Source organism: Mesorhizobium sp. B3-1-6 (genome assembly GCF_006439555.1).
GTDB lineage: Bacteria > Pseudomonadota > Alphaproteobacteria > Rhizobiales > Rhizobiaceae > Mesorhizobium.
Genome location: NZ_VFTM01000004.1, coordinates 61,205 through 83,276, shown reverse-complemented (window position 1 = coordinate 83,276; position 22,072 = coordinate 61,205). Strand labels below are relative to the sequence as shown.

Here is a 22,072-nt window from a genome sequence, read left to right as displayed (position 1 = left end):
AGATTTGCGAACCCTCAAGCCCGGCGCGTCAGCACGAAATTCTGGCCGCTGGCGCTGGTGCAGTTGAGCTGGCTGGTGGAGATCATCAGGCAGTTGAAGCTGACCGGGGTCTGGCGGATCAACGAGGTGCCGTGGATCTCGACCGAGGTCGCGCCGGTCATGGTGTAGCTGCCTTCCGACAGCTTCTGGCCAGTGTCGGTGGCGACGGTGGTGAAGCTGCCAGCCATGAAGGTCGACAGGCCGGTGCCCTTGGCGTCGATCCAGTTGCCCTCGACACCCTTCGGCGCCGCCGCCATCGAAGGCTGGTCCGAGGGACCGGTGGTGGTGCAGGCGGCCGCAGCCAGAAGGCTTGCCGCGGCGCCTGCCGAAAGCAGTTTGCGCGCAATGGTCATTTTTGAAAATCCTCTCCTCAGTCCGCATCCTTCAATCGCCCGATTTCCGGGCGATTGCAAGGCGGTGGCTCCGGTCAGTCCCGGCGCTATCGGACCAGAATGTTGCGGAACTGCCACGGATCGTCCTTGTCCAGGTCCTCCGGGAAGAGTCCCGGCCGATTGTCCAGCGGCGTCCAGTCGGTGTAGTAGCCTCTGACCGGCCCGAGATAAGGCGACTGCACTTCGAGGCAACGCCGGTAATTCATCTCGTCGGCCTCCACGATACCAGCGGTCGGGTTCTCCAGCGCCCAGACCATGCCGGCGAGCACCGCCGAGGTGACCTGCAGGCCGGTGGCGTTCTGGTAGGGGGCGAGCTTGCGCGCCTCGGCCAGCGACAGCTGCGAGCCGTACCAGTAGGCGTTCTTGTCATGGCCGTAGAGCAGCACGCCGAGCTCGTCGACGCCGTCGACCAGCTCGTTCTCGTCGAGCACATGGTGAACCGGCTGCGGCTTGCCGGCGGCGCCGAACATCTCGTCCAGCGACAGCAAGGCGTCGTTGCAGGGATGGTAGGCGTAGTGACAAGTCGGGCGGTATTGAAGCTTGCCCTTCTTCGAGCGCACGGTGAAGAAATCGGCGATCGAGATCGCCTCGTTATGCGTCACCAGGAGGCCGTATTGCGCGCCCGTCGTCGGGCACCAGCTGCGCACGCGCGTGTTGGCGCCTGGCTGTTCCAGATAGATCGCCGCCTTGGAGCCGTGCTTGTGCTTCTTGCCATTCTTCGGCATCCACTTCTCATGCGAGCCCCAGCCGAGCTCGGCCGGCTGCAGGCCCTCCGAGATGAAGCCTTCGACCGACCAGGTGTTCCAGAACACGTTCATCGGCTTTGGCTTCTTGGTGCGCTGTGTGTCGCGCTCGGCGATATGGATGCCCTTGACGCCAGCCTTCTTCATCAGCCTGGCCCAAGCCTCGCGATCTTCCTGCGCGGGCTCCGAAAACTCGAGACCGAGATCGGTGGCGAGGTTGACCAGCGCCTTCTTGACCAACCACGAGACCATGCCGGGATTGGCGCCGCAGGTGGAGACCGCCGTCGGGCCGCCGGGCTTGTCCTGCTTTTCCTGGATCATCGCCTCGCGCAGCGCATAGTTGGTGCGGCTGGCATTGTCGGCCTCGGCGTCGAAATAAAAGCCGAGCCACGGCTCGACGACGGTATCGATGTAGAGCACGCCGAGCTTGCGGCACAATTTCATCAGGTCCACCGAGCCGGTGTCGACCGACAGGTTGACGCAAAAGCCCTGGCCGCCACCATTGGTCAGAAGCGGCGTCAGCAGCTTCTTGTAATTCTTCTCGGTCACCGCTTCCTGGACGAAGGCGATGCCGCGCTCGTCGAGCAATTTGCGGTCGATGTCGCGCGGATCGACGACCGTCATGCGCGACTTGTCGAACTTGAAATGGCGTTCGATCAGCGGCAGCGTTCCCCGCCCGATCGAACCGAAGCCGATCATCACGACGGGACCGGTGATTTCACCGTAAACGGGCCAGTTTTCATTCGCCATTTTTTCGCACACTCCTTCAAACACGCGCAAAACCGGGCATTTTTCGCCCGACGGCCAAGCCGTACACCACAGATCATTGTCATAAACCAGCGAAAAGCGCCAATCGCGGGTAAGCCGGTTTGGCGGCGTGGTTAAGCCGATCCGGCGATATCGTTGAGGAATGCAACCAGCCGGTCGCGGTCGGCGGTCAGGCCCTTGTAGTCGAGTTGTTGCTGGTCGAGGGCCAGGAGCTGCTCCACGAAGGATGCAGCCAGCGTTGCCCGGTCCGGATGGGCATCGAGCACCTTGAGCGGATCGAGATGGATGCGGATGGTGAACAAGATGTCGCTTGAGACAGGCAGCTTGCGCAGCGTCTGACGCTCGACGCGCATGAAGGCATGAGCGTTGATGTCGCCGTCCGCGAATCGCGTCGGGCGGTTGGTGGCACGGTCGATGCGCTGGATATTCGAGAGCGGATGGTAGAGCGCGTCGCCGGCCTGGATCGACCAGTTGAAGCGCTCGACCGCTTGGCCCTGCAGGCCGTCGAACATCCGGTTGATGAGCTCGGCCGGCCGCGTGCCGGGTCCGAATCCAGGCACCGGCGCATGGATTTCCTGCAACGGCTTGCCGAATTTTTCCTGGAGCGACCAGGACGAAGGGAAGCAGAGCGAACCGGCGGCGAGCCGCCAGCCGCGCTCGTCGCGGCGCATCAGGATCAGGTCTTCCTGGACGAGCAGGGATGCTCTTGCAAGCGGCGCCTCGCGCAGGGCAGGAGGCAGCCGGTCGGTCGCGCTTGCGAGGCCAATGACCTCGACATCCGAGCCGGCGCCGAAATGGGTGCGCGGGTGTTTCGCGATGAGATGCGGGCTGAGCAGGGCCAGCACTTCGCTTTGCGCGTCGCGGGTGTCGGCCTCCTCGACAAAGACCTTTTCGGGGATATCGGCATAGAGCCGCTGCTTTTCGGCGAGGTGCGGGAGAAGGAATTCGTCGACCTCGATCCAGCGCTCGATTTCGAGCGGCTTCAGCCCGATCGTGAAGAGTTTCGAAGACCCATCATAGGGCGTATGGGTCGGCTGGCGAATTGTCATGTCCGCTTGGCTTCTATCCAGTTCCTGTCTCCTGGCTCAATCAGCCCAGTTGCGCCGGGATCAGCCCGCGCAGCGAATTGCCGACGAGGATCGCCTTCGCCGCCTTCAGGTCGTCGAAGCTGTATATCGCTTCCACGGCGCGGCCTTCGTCCAGAAGCTGGCCGCGCAATATTCCAGGCAAAAGGCCGCAGTCGAGGCGGGGCGTGGCGAGCGGGCCGGTGCCGAAATCGGCGAAGAGATTGGTGATCGTGCCCTCGCAGAGTTCGCCGCGCTCGTTGGCCAAAAGCACCTCGTCGGCGCGGGTCGCGAGATATTCGGCGCGTGCCTGCGTGTAAATCTGGCGCCGGCTCGTCTTGTGGCGCAGCAGCGTGTCGCCGGAATCGAGACGGATACGTGCCAACTGCAGCCGCCAGACCTTGTCCGCCGGCAGCGGTTCGTAGGCTTGAGCCGCGGCCGTCGCTTCGCCATTTCGCTGCAAGGCAAGGCGCACGCGTAAGGCAGTTCCGTGCCCGCCAACGGTGTTCGACAGCACTTCGCCGATCCGTTCGGGATCGCAGGCGAAGCCGAGTTCGGCGGCGGATGCATAAAGCCTAGCAAGATGGCGCTCGAAGCGCAGGAAGCCGGAACCAGGCTCCCAGCGCATGGTCTCGATCAGTTCGAAGCCGGCACCGTTCCCGTCGCGAAGCGCGCTTTCAACAGACACTCCCGATATTCCTCCTCGGCGGTCGAATCGAAGACGACGCCGCCGCCGACATTGTAGACGGCCTCGCCATCGGCAAAGAGCGAGATGGTGCGGATCGCCACCGAAAACCGCATCCTGCCGCCGGGCGCGATCCAGCCGATGGCGCCGCAATAGACCTCTCGCGGTGCGTCTTCCAGCTCGTGCAGGATTTCCATGGCGCGGATCTTCGGCGCGCCGGTGATCGAGCCGCAGGGGAAGAGCGCGGCGAAGACCTGGCGGATGCCGATGCCAGGCAAAAGCCGCGCTCGCACGCGGCTTACCATCTGGTGCACAGTCGGATAGGTCTCGATGCGGAACAGTTCCGGTACGTCCAGCGTGCCGACTTCGCTGATCAGCGAGATGTCGTTGCGCAAAAGGTCGACGATCATCCGGTTCTCGGCCTGGTTCTTCTCGTCGTTGCGCAGGAAGGCCTTCAGCCGCGCGTCCTCGGCCTTGGTCGCGCCGCGTGGCGCGGTGCCCTTCATCGGGTGTGTCTCGATCATGCCGCCGGCATCGATCTCGAAGAACAATTCGGGCGAGCGCGACAGGACGATCGGATCGCCGAGCGAGACCAGCGCGCCGTATTTGACCGGCTGGCGTTCCGTCAGCGCGTCGAAGGCCGCAAGCGGATCGCCGGACCATTGCGCATGAACCGGGAAGGTGAGGTTGCCCTGGTAGCAATCGCCCTTGCGGATGTGGTTGTGAAGGCGCGCGAAGCGGCCGGCATAGTCCTCGGCGGACCATGTTGCCCTGGCATCGAAGATCGGGCCGTTGCTGGCTGACGCCTGCATTTGCGGCACCGCCTGCTCGACAGGCGCATCGAAGACGCCGAGGCAGACCAACGGCACGCGGCGGCCTTCGGGCAGCAGCGGCACCAGTTTCGGCTCGAGCAGGTAACCGGCTTCGTAGGAGAAATAGCCCGCCAGCCATTTGCCGGCGTCCGATGCGGCCTGCGCCCTTTCAAGCGCGGGCATGAACTCTTCCGCGTCCGGCGCGACGATGATCTCGCGCGGCCGGTCGAAGACCAGCTGACGAGCGGTCGCGTCGTTGCGGAAAATGGCTGCGGGCAGGGACATTAGCCTCGGATGCGGACAAAAAGCGCCGTCGACCGCTCTATATGGGGGCTTGGCGTGGCGCAATCGAGGGAGCGGCGTCCGGCGGCGCAAAGGTGGCTGGCCCAAAACAAAGACGGCGCCCGTAAGGACGCCGCCTTGCTGCCAACCAGGCAGGTTGCTCAGGTGTTGCTTGCGGTTCCGGCCGTCGGGAACTGGTGGGCGAATTCGGCCTCGTTGCCGGCGGCCAGCAATTTCGCCTGCTCGATCCATTTTTCGCGCGCGATGCGGCCGTCGAAATTGAGCACTTCCTCGATGCGTTTGACGTCGGCGGCGGTCCAGGCAGCGATCTCGGCATAGGTGGTGACGCCCAGGCCTTTGAGCAGCCTTTCGTTGACCGGGCCGATGCCGATGAGGCGGCGCAGATTGTCGGCCTTGCCGGTCGCGGCCTGCGGCGCTGCCGCCTTCTTTGCCGCGGGTGCTGCCGCCTTCTTCGGCGCGGCGGCTTTGGCCGCCGGCTTCTTTGCGGCGGCCGACTTCGCCGGGGCGGCCTTTGCCGATGTCGATGCGGCGGGCGTCGACATCAGCGCCGCCGGCGCCGGCGCGGCGGCCTTGTCGGCGCCGGCCTTGGCGCCAGGCGCATCGCGCAGCCGGCTTTCGAGATCGGCACGGGCACGGCCGCAGGCGTCGAGCTCGCCCTTCAACCGATCGCTGTCGGCGCGCAGCCTGTCGCGCTCGCCTCGCGTGCGGTCGAGATCTCCGCGCAGACTGTCGAACTCTCCGCGCAGGCGGCCCCAGATGAACCAGCCAACCAGGATACCCACGACGAACGCCAGGAGCATGTAGAAGAAAGTGCTCATTTCCCTCTCCAGTCCGATCTGTCGGCCGAGGCCCGGAAAGGCGAGCTCACGCCAAGGATCGTCAAAGGTTCCGTGGTCGGCGGAACCGCCGGCTTCAATCGAGCCATCGGCGTTCGGCCTTGTCCGGGCCGACGGCCATCATCGCATTCGCCGTGGCGTAGCGGCAGGCCATCTCTGGCCCTGCGCGATGCGTCCGGCTGAGCTTGAGGCCGGACGCTATCATATGGCTTGTCGAAAGCCAGTTGAAAAATGCCCGGAGAGTTTATTCAAGAACAGCTATTTAGGGCAAGAATAGACCCTTGCTAATATGCATCCCGGCTAAACTATTACGACCGATGCCGCGCCGTAGTTGTCGTCAACTGTCGAGCGCTTCCAATTCGTCGATCAGCGAACCGATCACGCCGAGGCCGATCTGCCAGAATGCGGGATCGGTGGCGTCGAGGCCGAAGGGCGCAAGAAGCTCAGAGTGATGCTTCGTACCGCCAGCGCGCAGCATCTCGAAATACTTCTCCTGAAATCCGCGCTCGGCATTCTGGTAGACGGCATAGAGCGAATTCACCAGGCAATCGCCGAAAGCATAGGCATAGACGTAGAAGGGCGAGTGGATGAAATGCGGGATATAGGTCCAGAAGACCTCGTATCCCTCGCGCAGCTTGATCGCCGGCCCCAGGCTCTCGGCCTGCACTTCCAGCCAGAATTCACCGAGCCTGTCCGAGGTCAGCTCGCCGTTCTTGCGTTCGGCATGCACCTTGCGCTCGAACTCGTAGAAGGCGATCTGGCGCACGACGGTGTTGATCATGTCCTCGACCTTCTGGGCGAGCATGGCCTTGCGCTCGCGCTTGTCGCCGGTCTGCTCGAGCAGCGAGCGGAAGGTCAGCATCTCGCCGAAGACGGAGGCGGTTTCGGCCAGCGTCAGCGGCGTCGAGGCCATCAGCGCGCCCTGGCCGGCGGCCAGCACCTGGTGCACGCCATGGCCGAGCTCATGCGCCAGCGTCATCACATCGCGCGGCTTGCCCATGTAGTTGAGCAGCACGTAGGGATGCGCCGACGGCACCGTCGGGTGGGCGAAGGCGCCGGGGGACTTGCCGGGCCGCACCGGCGCGTCGATCCATCTGCGATCGAAAAAGCCGCGAGCGATTTCGGCCATGTCCGGCGAGAAGCGCTGGTACGCGGAGAGCACCGTGTCCCTGGCGTCGTCCCAGCTGATCACCGCCTGCGGCGTTTCCGGCAGCGGCGCGTTGCGGTCCCAATGGTTCATCACCTCCATGCCGAGCCAGCGCGCCTTCATCGCGTAATAGCGATGCGACAGCCGCGGATAGGCCTCGCGCACAGCCGCGGCCAGCGCATCGACCACATCGCGCTCGACACGGTTGGCGAGGTGGCGCGAGTCGGCGATATCCTGGAAGCCGCGCCAGCGGTCGGAGATTTCCTTGTCCTTGGCTAGAGTGTTGGTGATGAGCGTGAAGGTGCGCAGGTTCTTGCGGAACGTGGCGGCCAGCGCCTCGGAGGCGCGGCGGCGCACCTCGCCGTTTGAATCCTGCAGCCGGTTCAGCGCCGGCTCGAGCGTCAGTTCCTCGCCGTCGACGTCGAAGCGCAGGTCGGTCATCGTCTCGTCGAACAGGCGGTTCCAGGCGCCGCGCCCGGTGACCGACTTTTCGTGGAACAACTGCTCGACGCGGTCCTCGAGCTGGTAGGGTTTGTCCTTCCTGAGGTCGAGCACCCAGGGCCGGTAGTGGCCGAAGGCCTTGTCGGCGGCCAAAGCGCTTTCGATCGCCGCATCGTCGATCAGGTTGAGTTCGAGCGCGAAGAACAGGAGATGCGCGCTGGCGTCCGTCATCTTTTCCTGGACGTCGCCATAGAGCTTGGCGCGCTGCGGATCGGCCGTGTTGCCGGCATAGACGAGGCCGGCATACGAAACGATGCGGCCGATCAGTTCCTCGAGCGCCTCATAGGCCTTGAGCGCCTCGCCCAGCCGGCCGGCGGCGCCGCGCCCGGCTTCCGCGGCCAGCGTACCCTTCCAGCGGGTCTCGAAGGCGATGGCGTCGCTGGCCGCCTTGGCGATGTCGCGCTTCAACTCCGGCGCCTCCATGCCGGAATAGAGATCGGCGAGATTCCACTCCGGCAGGTCGCCGAGCTCCGCCGCGCCCTGTCCGGACGACGCCGCCGCAAGCCGCTGACCAAACATCATGCGCATCAACAATACCTTTTTTGAATCAAGGGGCCAGAATCAAAGGGAAAGGAGAAGCCGGTCAAATCCTAAGGAATTCGTTCACCGGGTTTTTTGAAACCTTATTTAGAACCCTGTGCCAAGATGATCCACGGGGATTTTCTCGGGCGGACAACTCAAACAGTCATGACAGGTTCCATACTCATAGTCGATGACGATCCGGTGCAGCGCAGGCTGGTCGAGGCCGCGTTGACCAAGTTCGGCCACAGCGCGATCGTCACGGATAGCGGCGAGGCCGGCCTCGACGCGCTCGATGGCCCGAACGCGCGCGAGGTCTCCGTCGTCATTCTCGATCTCGTCATGCCTGGCCTCGACGGCATCGGCGTGCTGAAGGCGATGCGCGAGCGCGCCATCAACATTCCGGTCATCGTGCAGACGGCCCAAGGCGGCATCGAGACCGTCGTCTCGGCGATGCGGCACGGCGCCTTTGATTTCGTCGTCAAGCCGGCGTCGCCCGACAGGCTGCAGACCGCGATCTCCAACGCGCTCAAGGTGGAAGCCGTCGAGGACGAGATGAAGCGCGCGTCGCGGCGGCGCGGCGGCGGCCATCTCACCTTCAAGGACATGATCACGCGCAGCCCGGCAATGGACCGGGTGATACGCCTTGGGCAGAAAGCGGCGGCCTCCAACATCCCGATCCTGATCGAGGGCGAATCCGGCGTCGGCAAGGAACTGGTGGCGCGCGCCATCCAGGGCAGCGGCGACCGCCGCTCGAAACCGTTCGTCACCGTCAATTGCGGCGCCATCCCTGACAATCTCGTCGAATCGATCCTGTTCGGCCACGAGAAGGGTTCCTTCACCGGCGCCACCGACAAGCACACCGGCAAATTCGTCGAGGCGAACTCCGGCACGCTGTTTCTCGACGAGATCGGCGATCTGCCGCTCGACGTCCAGGTCAAACTGCTGCGCGCCGTGCAGGAAGGCGAGGTCGACCCGGTCGGCGGCCGCTCGACCGTCAAGGTCGATATAAGGCTGATCTCGGCCACGCACCGGAACCTCCTGCAGCAGGTCAAGGACGGCAAGTTCCGCGAGGACCTGTTCTACCGGCTGAACGTCTACCCGATTTTCGTGCCGCCACTGCGCGACCGCCGCGACGACATTCCCTACCTTGTCCGGCATTTCATGGAAAAGGTCGCGCCGACCGATCCGCGCCGCCGCCTTGCCGGCATATCGGCCACGGCGCTTGCCATGCTGCAGGCCTATGACTGGCCCGGCAATATCCGCCAGCTGGAAAATGCGGTCTTCCGCGCGTCGGTGCTTGCCGAGGGGGATGTGCTGACCGAGGAGGAGTTCCCGCAGATCCGGGCGCAGGTGGAAGGCACGGTCAATCTCGAAGCGGAACCGGCGTCCGCAGTCGCCGAAACGATTGCGGACGCGTCCCGGCAAGCGGATGAAACCGCTGCCGACGCAACGGCGGCCGGTTTGGCCGACGGCGAGGCGCCAGCAAGGCCGCAGCCGCGTTTCGGGACGCTTCGCGCGCTTGACGAGCGCGGCAATGTGCGGGCGCTGGCCGACGTGGAGCTCGAGATGATCAAGCTTGCGATCGACCACTACAACGGCCAGATGAGCGAAGTCGCCCGCCGGTTGGGCATCGGTCGCTCAACGCTCTACCGCAAGTTGAAGGAATATGGCATTGACCCCGAAGCCGGCCGCGTCGACCGGCTTGCCTCATGACAGGCAAGCCTCGAACCAGCTTGCTTGCCTAAAATCCGAGTCAAATTGTCGCTTTTGACGTGAAAACACAGGGTTTTCAGCGGTTGGCGTTGCCGAGGATCACGCATTAACGCTAACGGTAACAGATCGTGTTCTGGCCGAGGCGGATTCTTGATCTAAACCAGCGGTTTACCACGAAATGCCGTGCATAATTTTTGACGGGATATCGCCACGGTGTTACCGCATTTCGGCTTCAATAAACGATGATTAACCATTAGGATCGATATTCGGATGTGAAAACCACGCATCCGTTTGGTCAAATCCGGGGACAAACGGCAGCCTGAAAGCCATTTGATTTGAACAAAATCGAACGACGCAAAAACGGGCGGCATTTTCACATGAGCGTCTGGCCGAGGTGGCTGACGTTCGTGATTTTGGCCGTCGGGTTCCTGTCTGTGGTGACGTCGGGCGCCAGGGCTGAAGTGCGTACGCTCAAGCTCTATCACCTGCACACGCACGAGAAGGCCGAGATCGTCTACAAGCGCAATGGCCGCTACGATCCGGAAGGCCTGCGCAAGATCAACATCATTCTGCGCGACTGGCGCCGCAACGAGCCGACCAAGATGGATCCGCGGCTGCTCGATCTCGTCTGGGAAGCCTATCGCGAAAGCGGCGCGACCGACTATATCCAAGTGGTCTGCGGCTATCGCTCGCCGTCAACCAACGCGCTGTTGCGTTCGCGCAGCCGCGGCGTCGCCGAGAAGAGCCAGCACATGCTGGGTAAGGCGATGGACTTCTACATTCCCGGCGTGCCGCTGAAGAAACTGCGCAACATCGGCCTCAAGATGCAGGGCGGCGGCGTCGGCTATTACCCGACTTCCGGCTCGCCCTTCGTGCATATGGATGTCGGCAACGTGCGCCATTGGCCGGGCATCAGCCGCCAGGAACTGGTCAGCCTGTTCCCCAACGGCAAGACGCTGCATGTGCCGAGCGACGGACGCCCGTTGCCCGGCTATGAGCAAGCAGTGGCAGCGTATCAGGCGCGTAAGGGCGCTGGCACCCCGAACATCGAACTGGCCAGCGCCGGCGGCTCGACCAAGCGCTCCGGCGGCCTTTTTGCCTGGTTCGGCGGCGGCGCCGACGAGGCCGATGACGACGCCGACGAAAGTGCCCCGGCGCCTCAGCGGAAAGCCGTGAAGCAGGTCCAGGTCGCCAGCGCCGCCACGGCACGCGACAGCAATCTTCCGGGCATCGCGATTGTCGCCCCGAAGGATGCCAAGCGCGCCAACATCCCGCAGATCGCGGATGACAGCGCCGACGATTCGCAGCAGCCGCAGCAGGATACGCCGGAGACGATCATCGCCGCGCTGCCGCCCAAGGAAATCCCGCTGCCCGACTTCGCGCCGCGTCCGAAGGTCGATGTCGGCCAGCAGACGCCGCAGAACGTGCCGTTCGCCACGACGGATGCCTCGGCGACGACGGAGCAGGCGGTTGCGACGGCCCAGGCGCCCGTGCCGGACAAGGTTCCGTTCGGCACAGCCAGCGCCGCGGAGGCCGCGAGCACCGATCCGGCGCAGGTGGCGGTCAACAATATCCCGTTGCCGACCTGGCGTCCTGACCGCTCGACGCCGGCGGAACTCGCGCCGAAGGACAAGAATGTGCTTCTGGCGCTGGCCGAAACCGCTTCGCAGGACAAGAGCGCGACCGACGCGTTCTCGGTGCTGCCGACGGCACGGCCGCAGCCCGGCAAGCAGGATGAGGTGAAAGCCGTTCTCGAACAGGCCAATGCAACCGTCGGGGCCGATGGCGGCGCCGAATACCAGCTCGCGTCGCTGACCGAACCGGAACCGCGCTCCGCGTTCAACGATCCGTCGGGCGTCGATGCGGCCTCGCCGCGCCAGGCTATCGCCGCGCTCCCGGCCGGGGCCGATCCGGCGCAGGCGATCGGCGCCGGCGTGAAGACGACGGCCAAGGAAGGCAGGGCGTCCGCCCACGATCTGAAGCCCGGGCCCAAGGCCATGGTGGTGGCGACGCCGCCGCAAGCCGCGCGCTGGGCGCTGGGCAGCGGCGTCAACATCGCCTCGGTTTCCGACCCGACGACAGCGCCGCGCTATGCCTACAACATCGTGCATACGCCGCCGAGCGAAGTGTATACGGCCGGCTTCCAGGCGGATGGCGGGGTGCCGGACGCAAGCCGGTTCACCGGCAACGCGGTGAAGTTCCTCTCGGTCGCGCGCTTCCAAACGAAATAGCGACGAGTCAGCGTGGCCACCGCAAAGCCGCGTTGGTCCGTCAGCGCGGCTTTTGTCGTTCATGGCATGCGCCGCTGCCTGTTAGGCCAGAAGTTCTTCCCGCTTCGTCTAATGGTAGGACAGCGCCCTTTGAAGGCGTGAATCGTGGTTCGAATCCATGAGCGGGAACCAGACATGGCAATGCTCGGTAGGCGTTCGGTGTGCGCATCTTCACGCCAGGCTAAACTTACCGTGAGGTTGGAGCGCCGCGCCCAATGATGGGTTAAAAGGGGTTCGTTCCAAACTGGGGATATTCATGAAGAAGATTGTATTGGCGTCAGTTCTGGCGCTGGCCGCGGCATCGGCTGTCGTCGCTCCCTCGCAAGCCGAAACCGTGATCGTCAAGACCGGACGACATCATTGCGTGACCAAGCTGGTGACGCATTGGCGCCACCACCACAAGGTGGTCGAGAAGGTCAGGGTCTGCAGATAGTTGCGTTTGCAAGACTAATCCCGGCCGGCGCAAGCCGGCCGGTTTTTTAGTGCTCAGTCAATTTCCAGCGTGGGCGCTTCGCCCCTGGCCAGGAGCCGCGCGGCGTCGCGCGCGGGCGGCAATCCGAACTGGCGCGTATATTCGCGGCTGAACTGCGAGGCGCTTTCGTAGCCGACGGTGAAGGCGATATGCGCCGCGCCGCCCGATTGCGCGATCAGCAGATGGCGCGCCTCCAGAAGGCGGAGCTGCTTTTGATACTGGATCGGGCTCATCGCCGTCGCCGCCTTGAAGTGGCGATGAAAGGCGGCGTTGCTCATATGCGACAGCTCGGCCAGTTGCGTCACATCGATCGGCTCGTTGTAGTGCGCGCGGATCCAGGCGGTGGCGCGGCGGATTTGCGAAAGGCGGCCATCGGCACGGGCGAGCTGACGCAGCTTCTCGCCCTGCGGGCCTTGCAGGAGCCTGAACGCGATCTCCCGTTCGAGCATGGGCGCGAGAACAGGAATCTCGGCTGGTTTGTCGAGCAGACGCAGCATTCGGCGCCATGCGTCGAGCAGCAAGTCATCGAGCTGATTGGTCACGAAGCTATCGCCGTCGATCGCCGGCTTGTGATCGATGAGCAGGCCGGCGATCAGCTCGGTATCGAGCGAGAAGGCGATGGCCAGGTAAGGCTGTGCGACGCTCGCCTCGAGCAACTGGCTGGTCGCGGGTGTTTCAACCGCATAGACGAAATAGCTGCCGGCGCCGTAGGCAAGCGTGCGGTCGCCGATCAGGACCGTTTTGGTTCCCTGCAAGACAAACAGCGTGGTCGGCTGGCAAAGCTCGGGCAGCGGCGGCGTCGGCACCTCGCTGCGGCCGATGGTGACGCGCGGAATGGCCGTCTTCGTCCGCCGTCCGCGCGCATGTCGGCTGGCGAGTGCGATCAATTCCTGAAGCTCTTCGTTCATCGTTTCAGCATTGCCGATCCATGCAAGCCGCGCAACCAAGTGACGCGGAGCCGCGCATCCAGTTGAGAGGATTAGGCAAGAGGACGCGAGGATCCGGCGCGCGAAGCAGGTCGGTTGACGCCAAGTCTAGGTCGCCAAGAAGGAGACCTGGAATGACGACGCAAAGGAATGCGCTGGTGACCGGCGCCAACAAAGGTATTGGGCTCGAGGCCGCCAGGCGGCTGGCGGCACTGGATTACAAAGTGTGGCTCGGCGCTCGCGATGCCGCGCGTGGCGAGGCCGCGGCGCAAACGCTGCGCGGCGAAGGGTTCGACGTCGAGTGGCTCGAGCTCGACGTCATCAGCGACGACAGCGTGGCGGCCGCGGTCAAGACAGTCGCCGCGCAGGCGCCCGGCCTGGACGTGCTGGTCAACAATGCCGGCATTGCGCCCGGCTATGTCGATGCGCTTGGCCCGGACGGCCGCTATGAACGGCCGCCGAGCCGCGAGAGTGTCGCGGACATGAAAGCCACCTATGATGTCAACGTCTTCGGTCCGGTGCGGGTCACCCAGGCGTTCCTGCCGCTGCTCCTGGCGGCGCCCGCTGCCCGCATCGTCATGGTGAGCAGCTATCTCGGATCGCTGGCGCGCGCGGCCGGCAACAGCCAGTCGCCCAATGTCATGGGCTATGGCAGTTCGAAGACCGCGCTCAACGCCGTCACGCTGTCCTTCGCCCGGGAACTCGCGCCTCGCGGCATCATGGTCAACGCCGCCGCTCCCGGCTACACCGCCACGGACCTCAATGCGCACAGAGGCGGCCGCACGGTGCAGCAGGCGGCCGAGATCATCGTGCGGCTGGCGACGCTGGAGCAGGGCGGACCGACCGGCGGCTACTTCGATGAGAACGGCGCGCTGCCCTGGTGAGGGCGCTGATTTACTTCTTGAGCTTGCTCGCCTCACGCGCCAGCGCTTCGATCTCGTCCCATTTGCCGGCCTTGATGAGATCGTCGGGCGCCACCCAGGAGCCGCCGACGCAGATGACGTTGGGCAGGCTCAGATAGTCGGCGGCGTTCCTGGCCGTTATGCCGCCGGTCGGGCAGAATTTCACGTCGGCGAGCGGCGAAGCGAAAGCCTTCAGCGAAGCGATGCCGCCGGATTGCTCGGCCGGGAAGAATTTCAGGAAGCGCAGGCCGGCTTCACGCGCGGCCATGATCTCGCCGGGCGTGATGGCGCCGGGCAGCAGCGGCACGGGGCTGCCCTTGGCTGCGTCTAGAAGCTGGCTGGTGATGCCGGGACTGACGATGAATTTCGAGCCGGCGCGGGCTGCTTCATCGAACTGCTTGGCATCGAGGATGGTGCCGGCGCCGACGATCGCCTCTTCGACCTCGGCAGCGACGCGGCGGATCGCTTCCAGCGCGTCGGCGGTGCGCAGCGTGATCTCGATCGCCGGCAGGCCACCGCGCGAAAGGGCGCGAGCGAGCGGCACCGCGTCCGCGACATTGGCGATCTTCAGCACCGGGATGACCGGTTGACCGTTGAGAAGCGACAGGAGCTTTTCGGTCTTGCTGGTCATGTGCTGGTCTCCATTTCGATCGATTTCAACCGATTAGCAGAAGGGTCCGCCCAAGTCCACGAAGCCCGGCGTGTCGCGATGCCGCGCACCTAGCCGCCTTCCTGCTTTGCCTTGAAACGGCTTTCAGCGCTGTCCAGAGCGGACCGCCGTTTCCTGGAAACGGCAACCGCTCTATCTTTAATTTTGCGCAATTCCGGACGGAAAACCGCTTCGCACTTTTCCTGGAGTTGCTCTATGGCATGGCCATGACAACGACAACACAAAATCCGGTCCGCGTCGCGGCGCTTTACAAATTCACGCCGCTCGATGGACACGAGGCTCTGTGCGCGCCACTCGCCGCCTTCTGTTGCGGGCGCGGCATCAAGGGCACGTTGCTTCTGGCGCATGAAGGCATCAACGGCACCGTCGCCGGCAGCGAGGAGGCGATCGCCGCGCTGATGTGTCACCTCGAGGCCATCGAAGGCCTTGCCGGACTGGAAGTCAAATACAGCAGCGCCGCCGAAATGCCGTTCCACCGCATGAAGGTGCGGTTGAAGCGCGAGATCGTCACCATGGGCGTCGAGGATATCGATCCGGCGGCGAGCGCAGGCACCTATGTCGCGCCGGCCGACTGGAACGCGCTGATTTCCGATGCCGATACCTTGGTGATCGACACGCGCAACGCCTATGAAGTTTCGCTCGGCACTTTCCAGGGCGCGGTCGATCCCAGGACCACCAGCTTCCGCGAATTCCCGGCCTGGGTCGAGCAGCACCGTGGAGAGCTCGAAGGCCGCAAGGTGGCGATGTTCTGCACCGGCGGCATTCGCTGCGAGAAGGCGACGGCCTATGTGAAGTCGCTCGGCCTCAAAAACGTCTTTCATCTCAAGGGCGGCATCCTGAAATATCTGGAAGACGTCCCGGCCGAGGAGAGCCTCTGGCAAGGCGAATGTTTCGTGTTCGACGAACGGGTGTCCGTCTCGCACGGTCTCGCGGAGGGCGAAGCCGAACTCTGCCGCGCCTGTCGGCACCCGCTGACGGTCGGGGACAGGTTGTCGCCGAAATACGCGATCGGCGTTTCATGCCCGCATTGCTTCGAAACGCGGTCCGATGCGGATCGCGAGCGCTACGCCGAACGCCACCGTCAGGTCGAACTTGCGCAAGCGCGCGGCGCTAAGCGCCATATCGGAAGCTAGAGCCACACGCCCTTGCGCGTAAAACTCGCCTCGTCATTGTAATGTCAATGCGCGGGGCCTACCTCTTGCCGGTCCGAAACCGTGCCCGCGCGCATTTCGGCCGGGCCAATTCTGGAGGCATTGATGCTCGACCCCAAGAAGCTGCTCGACGACCTTCTCGGCTCGCAAATTCCCGGCACCGGATCGACCGTCCGCGACAAGGCGGGGCAGGCGGTGCAGATGGCGAAGGACAATCCGCTCGCCGCCGGCGCGCTTGCCGCCGTGCTGCTCGGCACCGGCACCGGCCGGCAGGTGACGGGCGCGGCCATCAAGCTCGGCGGCCTGGCGGCGATCGGCGGCCTCGCCTACAAGGCCTACCAGAACTACAAGAACGGCGCGGAGCCGGCCCAGGCGCCGGCGTCCGGCGAGCCGGAGTTGCTGCCGCCGCCCGCCGATACCGCCTTCGATCCCTCGCAGGCGCCGCAAGGCGAAGCCGAGTTCACGCTGACGCTGGTCAGGGCGATGATCTCGGCGGCGAAGGCCGACGGCCATGTCGATGACGACGAGCGCAGGAAGATCGCCGACAAGCTCAAGCTCGCCGGCATCGGCGCCGAAGCGGAAAAATTCCTGCTCGCCGAGCTCGAAAGCCCGCTCGATCTCGACACGCTGGTCGCCGGCGCCAAGACCGATGCGCAGAAGCTCGAGCTCTACACCGCGTCGCGGTTGACCATCGATCCCGACACGCGCACCGAGCGCGGTTATCTCGACCTGCTCGCCGGCCGCCTCGGCCTGCCGGACGCCCTGGTCGATCATGTCGAGGCCACGGTTTCGGCTGCCAAGGTGCCGGCGGGAACGGCGCCCAATTCACCGTGGTGATTCGGCGTGGTAAACGTCCTTCGGGGACGCCTTGCCGTCCGTTAACTTCTCGTTAACCCAGCAAGCGCATCATTCTAACCAGTCGGACCGGCTTTTCCTCCTCCCAAGCGCGGTTCAGATCGGGGCGGTCGCCAATGGCCGCCCTTTTTGTTGACTTCTTCTTTATCACCAACAGCTGCTTGCCATGACCCATGGCATTTGCGATGCCACGTTCTTCCATCCATGACCGGGAGGACGACGATGACAGCCATAGCACAGAAGACCGCCATCGTTACCGGCGCCGGCACCGGCATCGGCAAGAGCGTCGCGACGGCGCTGCTCAAGGCAGGCTGGAACACGGTGTTCTGCGGCCGCCGCAAGAAAGTGCTGGAAGAGGCGATCGCCGAGGCGGGGAAGACGCAAGCCAAGGCATTGGCCGTCGCCTGCGACATCAGCAAGGCCGACGAGGTGGACGACATGTTCGAGACCGTGCTCGAGGCCTTCGGCCGCGTCGACCTGCTCTTCAACAATGCCGGCATGGGTTACAAGTCGACGCCGATCGACGAAATCCCGGTCGAGGTCTGGAACGACGTCGTCGGCGTCAACCTCACAGGCTCGTTCCTGTGCGCCCGCGCAGCCTTCGGCGCCATGCGCCGGCAGAAGCCGATGGGGGGCCGTATCATCAACAACGGCTCGGTGTCGGCCTATGCGCCGCGTCCCGGCTCCGCGCCCTATACGGCGACCAAGCATGCGATCACCGGGCTTACCAAGACGCTGGCACTCGACGGCCGGCCTTTTGACATCGCCTGCGGCCAGATCGACATCGGCAATGCGCTGACCGAGATGGCGCAGCCGATGACGGTCGGCGTGCCGCAGGCCAATGGCTCGATCGCCGCCGAAGCGGTGATGGATGTCGAGCGCGTGGCCGACGCGGTGCTGCACATGGCGAGCCTGCCGCTCGATGCCAACGTGCTGTTCATGACGGTGATGGCGACGAAGATGCCGTTTGTCGGGCGCGGGTGAACGCCAGACGGGTCACTTTTTCAGAAACGCCTCGATCCGTTCCAGCGCGCGCAGGATGTTCTCCTCGGAATTGGCATAGGAAAGCCGGATATAGCCTTCGCCGAGAACGCCGAAATCGGGGCCGCCGATCAACGCCACGCCGGCATCCTCCAACAGCGCCGAAGCGAGCTTCTTGGCCTTCCAGCCGGTTTTCGAGACGTTGGGGAAGGCATAGAAGGCGCCCTTCGGCGTGATGCAGGAAATGCCGGGGAGCGCGTTCAGCCCCTCGACCACGATCTTCCTGCGGTTGTCGAAGGCGCGCATCATCTTCTCGACATCGTCCTGCGGGCCGTCGATCGCCGCGATGCCGGCAAACTGGCTCGGCGCGTTGACGCAGGACCAGCAGTTGACCGCCAGCTTGCGCACCTTGTCGTAGAGATGCGCGCCCTTGTCGCCGTTCGGCCAGATCGACCAGCCCATGCGCCAGCCGGTCATCGCCCAGGTCTTCGACCAGCCGTTGAGCACGATCAGCCGATCACGAATTTCGGGGAAGTTCAGCAGCGAGCAGTGAGTCTCGCCGTCATAGGTCATGACGTCGTAGATCTCGTCCGACATGATAGCGACCTGGGGGTGCTTCTCCAGGCCCTTGACCAGCTTCTCGATCTCGGCCCGCGGAGTGACGCCACCGGTCGGATTGGCGGGCGAGTTGAGGATGAGCAGCCTGGTCTTCGGCGTGATCAGCGCCAGCGTCTCTTCCGCCGAGAAGGCAAAGCCGTTTTCCTCGCGGATCGGCACCGGCACCGGCGTGGCGCCGGTGAACTCTATCATCGAGCGGTAGATCGGAAAGCCGGGATCGGGGTAGAGGATCTCGGCGCCCGCCTCGCCGAACATCAGAATCGCAGCAAACATCGTCGGCTTGCCGCCCGGCAGGATCATCACATTCTCGGGCGACATCTCGACGCCGGTGGTGGTCAGCGTGCGGCGCACGACCGCCTCGCGGGTGGCTAAAAGGCCGTTGGCCGGCGTGTAGCCATGGTGGCCGTCACGCAGCGCCTTGATCGCCGCCTCGACGATGTGCTGCGGCGTCTTGAAGTCGGGCTGGCCGATGCCGAGGTTGACGATGTCGCGTCCCTGATGGGCGAGCGCGGTGGCCCTCGCCAGCACCGCGAAGGCATTTTCCTCGCCGAGACGGTCGAAGGCCGCGATCGTGTGGAGCATTTTTCCCGTCCCTGTGGTTCTTTCTGTGAGCGAGCGTTTTTGTGACGGTCCGCAGGTAAAAGTCAACGGATTGGAGTGGCCGGTGTCGGAAGATCTGAAGAATTGGCAGCCGCGTCCGCGGCCGGAACGCAAGGTGTTCGAAGGCCGTTATGTGCGCCTTGAGCCGTTCAGCGCGGCAAAGCATGGCGACGGCCTCTATGAAACCTCGTCCGTCGCCGATATCGATGGGCGCTTCGCATGGCTGCCGGACTATCCGCCGAAAAGCCGCGCCGCCTTCCAGCCATGGCTCGACAAGGCCGAGGCGCTTGAGGATCCGCTGTTCTTCACCGTCATCGACAAGGCAAGCGGCGAGGTCGCCGGACGACAGACGCTGATGCGCATCGATGCCAACAACGGCGTCATCGAGATCGGCAACATCTATTGGGGACCGTTGATCTCGCGCAAGCCGGCGGCGACCGAAGCGCAGTTCCTGTTCATGAAATACGTCTTCGACGAGCTCGGCTATCGCCGTTACGAGTGGAAGTGCAACAACCGCAACGAGCCGTCGAAGCGCGCGGCCGAGCGGTTCGGCTTCAAGTTCGAGGGCATCTTCCGCCAGCATTTCGTGGTCAAGGGTGAAAACCGCGATACGGCGTGGTATTCGGTCATCGACAAGGAGTGGCCGACGCTGCGAAAAGCCTATGAGGCCTGGCTCGATCCGGCAAATTTCGATGCCCAGGGAAGCCAGAAACGGCGGCTTGAAGATTTTCGCGCCGAGTTCGGCGCGTAGATCATGATCCTGAGAGCCGGGAAACCGGTTTTCAGGACCATGGTCGGCAGACAGGAGTTTGGCGATGGCGCATGACCATGCTTCGCACGACCACGGCCCGGCTGGTCATAGCCACAGCCATGGCGCCGGGCATGTGCATGGCTCAACCGACAAGAAGCGGGTGCTGATCGCTACCTGTTTGACCGCCTGCTTCATGCTCGCCGAGGCGCTGGGCGGCTGGCTTACCGGGTCGCTGGCGCTGATCGCCGATGCCGGGCACATGCTGGCTGACGCCATCGCGCTCGCCCTTGCCTGGTATGCTTTTCATCTCGCCGGGCGTCCTGCCACCGGCCGTCTCACCTATGGCTTCGCCCGGGTGAAGACGCTGGTCGCCTACACCAACGGCATCGCCATCTTCGTCATCGCGCTTTGGATCGTCTACGAGGCCTGGGGCCGGCTGATGCACCCGGCGCCAGTGCTGGGCGGGCCGATGCTGGTGGTCGCGGTGGCAGGCCTTCTGGTCAACATCGCCTCCTTCTTCGTACTGCATGGCGGTGATCGCGAGAGCCTCAACATGCGTGGCGCCATCCTACATGTGCTGGGCGATCTGCTGGGCTCGGCCGCGGCCATCGTCGCCGCCATCATCATCCTGGCGACGGGCTGGACGCCGATCGATCCGATCCTGTCGGTGCTGGTGTCGCTGCTCATCCTGTCGACGGCATGGTCGCTGATGCGCGAGGCGGCCAACGTCCTGCTCGAAGGCGTGCCGGCCAGGCTCGACCGCGACGTGATCGCCAGGGACATCGAAGGCGCGGTCAAGGGCGTGCGCGAGGTGCATCACATGCATGTCTGGTCGCTCGACGGCACCTCCAACATGGCGACGCTGCACGCTTGCCTGAACGACGGCGTCGATGCGCATGTAGCGGTGAGCGCCATCAAGAAACGGCTTGCGGCCAAGCACGGTATCGAGCATGCCACCGTCGAACCCGAATTCGGCCAATGCGCGGACAGCCATGACGAACACGATCATCATCACGATCACGACCACGCACATGATGTGCCACGCGATCGCCGGCACTATCACTGACCGCGGCCTGATGACAAAACCGAGCAGCCTCGACATGAAGAACGCCCGCTGATGGACCGTGACACCCGCAACGCCGCGGCCGCCGCGGCGGTGATACTGGTTGTGTTCGGCCTCGCCGCCTATTTCCTGCCGGTCATCATGCTGGCCGCTGGCAAGGTATCGACGGTGCTGGCGGCCGTTATCGCCGTGGTCTTCATGGTCGGACTGTTCGTCGTCCTGTGGCTGCGCGGACGCAGCCAGCGCAAGAAAGGTCTCTGAAGATGAGAATACTGATCACGGGCGCCGCCGGCATGGTGGGCCGCAAGCTTATCGCGCGCCTGGCCAGGGACGGCGCCTTGCGCGGGCGAAAAATCACGGCGCTCGACCTGCACGACATCGTGGCGCCGCAGGCGCCGGTGCTCGCCGGCGTCGATGTTTCGATCCACACCGGCGATCTTTCCGCGCCCGGCGCCATGTCCGCTCTCGTGGCTCCGCGCCCGGATGTGCTCTTCCATCTGGCCGGCATCGTGTCGGGCGAGGCGGAGGCTAATTTCGACCTCGGCTACCGCGTCAATCTCGACGGCACGCGCGCCCTGTTCGACGCCGTGCGGCTGGCGGCGTTTGCGCCGCGCCTCGTCTTCACCTCGTCGATCGCCGTGTTCGGCGCGCCGTTTCCGGACGTCATCCCGGACGAATTCCATCCGACGCCGCTCACTTCATACGGCACGCAGAAGCAGATGAGCGAAGCGCTGCTTGCCGACTATACGCGGCGCGGCTTCTTCGACGGCATCGGCATCCGGCTGCCGACGATCTGCGTCCGCCCCGGCAAGCCGAACAAGGCGGCGTCGAGTTTCTTCTCCGGCATCATCCGCGAGCCGCTCGCTGGCCAGGAGGCAATCCTGCCGGTGCCGCGCTCGGTGCTGCATACCCATGCCAGCCCGCGCTCGGCGGTCAATTTCCTCATCCATGCTGCCGAAATCGACGGCGACAAGGTCGGACCCCGCCGCAACCTCACAATGCCGGGCGTCGCCGTCACCGTCGGCGAGCAGATCGAGGCGCTTGAGCGCATCGCCGGCGCCGAGGTCGTGAAGCGGATCCGCGAGCAGCCCGACGAGATCATCTGGGCGATCGTCAAAGGCTGGCCGACACGGTTCGAAGCCAGGCGGGCGAGGGAACTGGGCTTTGCCGCCGAGAAGAATTTCGACGAAATCATCCGCGCGCATATCGAGGATGAGCTGGGCGGGAAGATCGCCTGATGTCTGTCGATACCAGGTGATGCTGAGCTGACCCGCAGATCGACCCAGCT

21 protein-coding genes and 1 tRNA gene are annotated in these 22,072 nt (G+C 64.4%); 12 read left to right on the top strand and 10 right to left on the bottom strand.

Annotated features, from left to right (window positions below; all coding sequences use genetic code 11):
- Nucleotides 1–14: 14 nt before the first annotated feature.
- The 7 genes from FJ414_RS05800 to FJ414_RS05770 form a co-directional block, all read right to left on the bottom strand.
- Nucleotides 15–392 (bottom strand): hypothetical protein, encoded by a 378-nt coding sequence (locus FJ414_RS05800; protein ID WP_140642250.1) that lies wholly within the window; start codon nucleotides 390–392, stop codon nucleotides 15–17.
- Between the two features lie 86 nt (nucleotides 393–478).
- A complete protein-coding gene (locus FJ414_RS05795) occupies nucleotides 479–1,924 on the bottom strand; it encodes a homospermidine synthase (RefSeq protein ID WP_140642248.1) in 1,446 nt (481 codons plus the stop codon).
- Nucleotides 1,925–2,055: 131 nt separating this feature from the next.
- Nucleotides 2,056–2,991 (bottom strand): DUF3445 domain-containing protein, encoded by a 936-nt coding sequence (locus FJ414_RS05790; protein WP_140642246.1) that lies wholly within the window; start codon nucleotides 2,989–2,991, stop codon nucleotides 2,056–2,058.
- Nucleotides 2,992–3,031: 40 nt separating this feature from the next.
- Nucleotides 3,032–3,694: an aminotransferase class IV family protein gene (locus FJ414_RS05785; protein WP_140642244.1), complete on the bottom strand. Its 663-nt coding sequence runs from the start codon at nucleotides 3,692–3,694 to the stop codon at nucleotides 3,032–3,034.
- Complete coding sequence (locus FJ414_RS05780; protein WP_140642241.1) at nucleotides 3,643–4,788, bottom strand: aminodeoxychorismate synthase component I; 1,146 nt, start codon at nucleotides 4,786–4,788, stop codon at nucleotides 3,643–3,645. Before FJ414_RS05780 ends, FJ414_RS05785 begins: the two co-directional genes overlap by 52 nt.
- A 158-nt stretch (nucleotides 4,789–4,946) precedes the next feature.
- Nucleotides 4,947–5,624, bottom strand: a complete 678-nt coding sequence (locus FJ414_RS05775; RefSeq protein WP_140642239.1) for a proton-conducting membrane transporter — start codon at nucleotides 5,622–5,624, stop codon at nucleotides 4,947–4,949.
- A gap of 355 nt (nucleotides 5,625–5,979) precedes the next feature.
- Nucleotides 5,980–7,818 carry a M3 family oligoendopeptidase gene (locus FJ414_RS05770; RefSeq protein WP_181181538.1) on the bottom strand — a complete coding sequence of 613 codons (1,839 nt, stop codon included), beginning with the start codon at nucleotides 7,816–7,818 and terminating at the stop codon, nucleotides 5,980–5,982.
- A 159-nt stretch (nucleotides 7,819–7,977) separates the two neighbouring features.
- On the opposite strand from FJ414_RS05770, the gene FJ414_RS05765 reads away from it, so the two are divergent.
- The 4 genes from FJ414_RS05765 (at nucleotide 7,978) to FJ414_RS31390 (ending at nucleotide 12,228) form a co-directional block, all read left to right on the top strand.
- Nucleotides 7,978–9,525, top strand: coding sequence for a sigma-54 dependent transcriptional regulator (locus FJ414_RS05765; RefSeq protein ID WP_140642237.1), 1,548 nt, complete (start codon nucleotides 7,978–7,980; stop codon nucleotides 9,523–9,525).
- A gap of 377 nt (nucleotides 9,526–9,902) precedes the next feature.
- Nucleotides 9,903–11,756 (top strand): DUF882 domain-containing protein, encoded by a 1,854-nt coding sequence (locus FJ414_RS05760; protein WP_140642234.1) that lies wholly within the window; start codon nucleotides 9,903–9,905, stop codon nucleotides 11,754–11,756.
- A 97-nt stretch (nucleotides 11,757–11,853) separates the two neighbouring features.
- A tRNA-Gln gene (locus FJ414_RS05755) sits at nucleotides 11,854–11,927 on the top strand.
- 124 nt (nucleotides 11,928–12,051) lie between these two features.
- The gene (locus FJ414_RS31390) at nucleotides 12,052–12,228 is read left to right on the top strand and encodes a hypothetical protein (RefSeq protein ID WP_181167050.1); all 177 of its coding nucleotides are present in this window, start codon (nucleotides 12,052–12,054) and stop codon (nucleotides 12,226–12,228) included.
- Nucleotides 12,229–12,281: 53 nt separating this feature from the next.
- On the opposite strand, the gene FJ414_RS05750 is transcribed toward FJ414_RS31390, so the two are convergent.
- Entirely contained in the window at nucleotides 12,282–13,073 is a 792-nt protein-coding gene (locus FJ414_RS05750; RefSeq protein ID WP_246672310.1) for an AraC family transcriptional regulator, read from the bottom strand.
- Nucleotides 13,074–13,327: 254 nt separating this feature from the next.
- Here FJ414_RS05750 and FJ414_RS05745 point away from each other — a divergent pair, with 254 nt between their 5' ends.
- Nucleotides 13,328–14,077, top strand: a complete 750-nt coding sequence (locus FJ414_RS05745) for an SDR family NAD(P)-dependent oxidoreductase (RefSeq protein ID WP_140642230.1) — start codon at nucleotides 13,328–13,330, stop codon at nucleotides 14,075–14,077.
- A gap of 10 nt (nucleotides 14,078–14,087) precedes the next feature.
- Here FJ414_RS05745 and FJ414_RS05740 read toward each other — a convergent pair whose 3' ends face one another.
- Nucleotides 14,088–14,726 carry a 2-dehydro-3-deoxy-phosphogluconate aldolase gene (locus FJ414_RS05740; RefSeq protein WP_140642228.1) on the bottom strand — a complete coding sequence of 213 codons (639 nt, stop codon included), beginning with the start codon at nucleotides 14,724–14,726 and terminating at the stop codon, nucleotides 14,088–14,090.
- Nucleotides 14,727–14,971: 245 nt separating this feature from the next.
- Here FJ414_RS05740 and FJ414_RS05735 point away from each other — a divergent pair, with 245 nt between their 5' ends.
- From FJ414_RS05735 to FJ414_RS05725, 3 genes are all read left to right on the top strand, one after another.
- Nucleotides 14,972–15,898, top strand: a complete 927-nt coding sequence (locus FJ414_RS05735; protein ID WP_140642226.1) for a rhodanese-related sulfurtransferase — start codon at nucleotides 14,972–14,974, stop codon at nucleotides 15,896–15,898.
- Nucleotides 15,899–16,021: 123 nt separating this feature from the next.
- Nucleotides 16,022–16,753 carry a tellurite resistance TerB family protein gene (locus FJ414_RS05730; protein WP_140642224.1) on the top strand — a complete coding sequence of 244 codons (732 nt, stop codon included), beginning with the start codon at nucleotides 16,022–16,024 and terminating at the stop codon, nucleotides 16,751–16,753.
- 240 nt (nucleotides 16,754–16,993) lie between these two features.
- A complete protein-coding gene (locus tag FJ414_RS05725) occupies nucleotides 16,994–17,755 on the top strand; it encodes an SDR family oxidoreductase (RefSeq protein WP_140642222.1) in 762 nt (253 codons plus the stop codon).
- A gap of 12 nt (nucleotides 17,756–17,767) precedes the next feature.
- Here the strand turns inward: FJ414_RS05725 and FJ414_RS05720 are convergent, their stop codons facing one another.
- Nucleotides 17,768–18,952 (bottom strand): pyridoxal phosphate-dependent aminotransferase, encoded by a 1,185-nt coding sequence (locus FJ414_RS05720; RefSeq protein ID WP_140642220.1) that lies wholly within the window; start codon nucleotides 18,950–18,952, stop codon nucleotides 17,768–17,770.
- A gap of 82 nt (nucleotides 18,953–19,034) precedes the next feature.
- Between FJ414_RS05720 and FJ414_RS05715 the strand changes: the two genes are divergently transcribed.
- The 4 genes from FJ414_RS05715 (at nucleotide 19,035) to denD (ending at nucleotide 22,022) form a co-directional block, all read left to right on the top strand.
- A complete protein-coding gene (locus FJ414_RS05715) occupies nucleotides 19,035–19,721 on the top strand; it encodes a GNAT family protein (RefSeq protein WP_140642218.1) in 687 nt (228 codons plus the stop codon).
- Nucleotides 19,722–19,785: 64 nt separating this feature from the next.
- A complete protein-coding gene (locus FJ414_RS05710; protein ID WP_181181537.1) occupies nucleotides 19,786–20,787 on the top strand; it encodes a cation diffusion facilitator family transporter in 1,002 nt (333 codons plus the stop codon).
- A gap of 51 nt (nucleotides 20,788–20,838) precedes the next feature.
- Nucleotides 20,839–21,045, top strand: coding sequence for a hypothetical protein (locus FJ414_RS05705; protein WP_140642214.1), 207 nt, complete (start codon nucleotides 20,839–20,841; stop codon nucleotides 21,043–21,045).
- 2 nt (nucleotides 21,046–21,047) lie between these two features.
- Nucleotides 21,048–22,022 carry a D-erythronate dehydrogenase gene (gene denD / locus FJ414_RS05700; RefSeq protein WP_140642212.1) on the top strand — a complete coding sequence of 325 codons (975 nt, stop codon included), beginning with the start codon at nucleotides 21,048–21,050 and terminating at the stop codon, nucleotides 22,020–22,022.
- The last annotated feature ends 50 nt before the right edge of the window (nucleotides 22,023–22,072 follow it).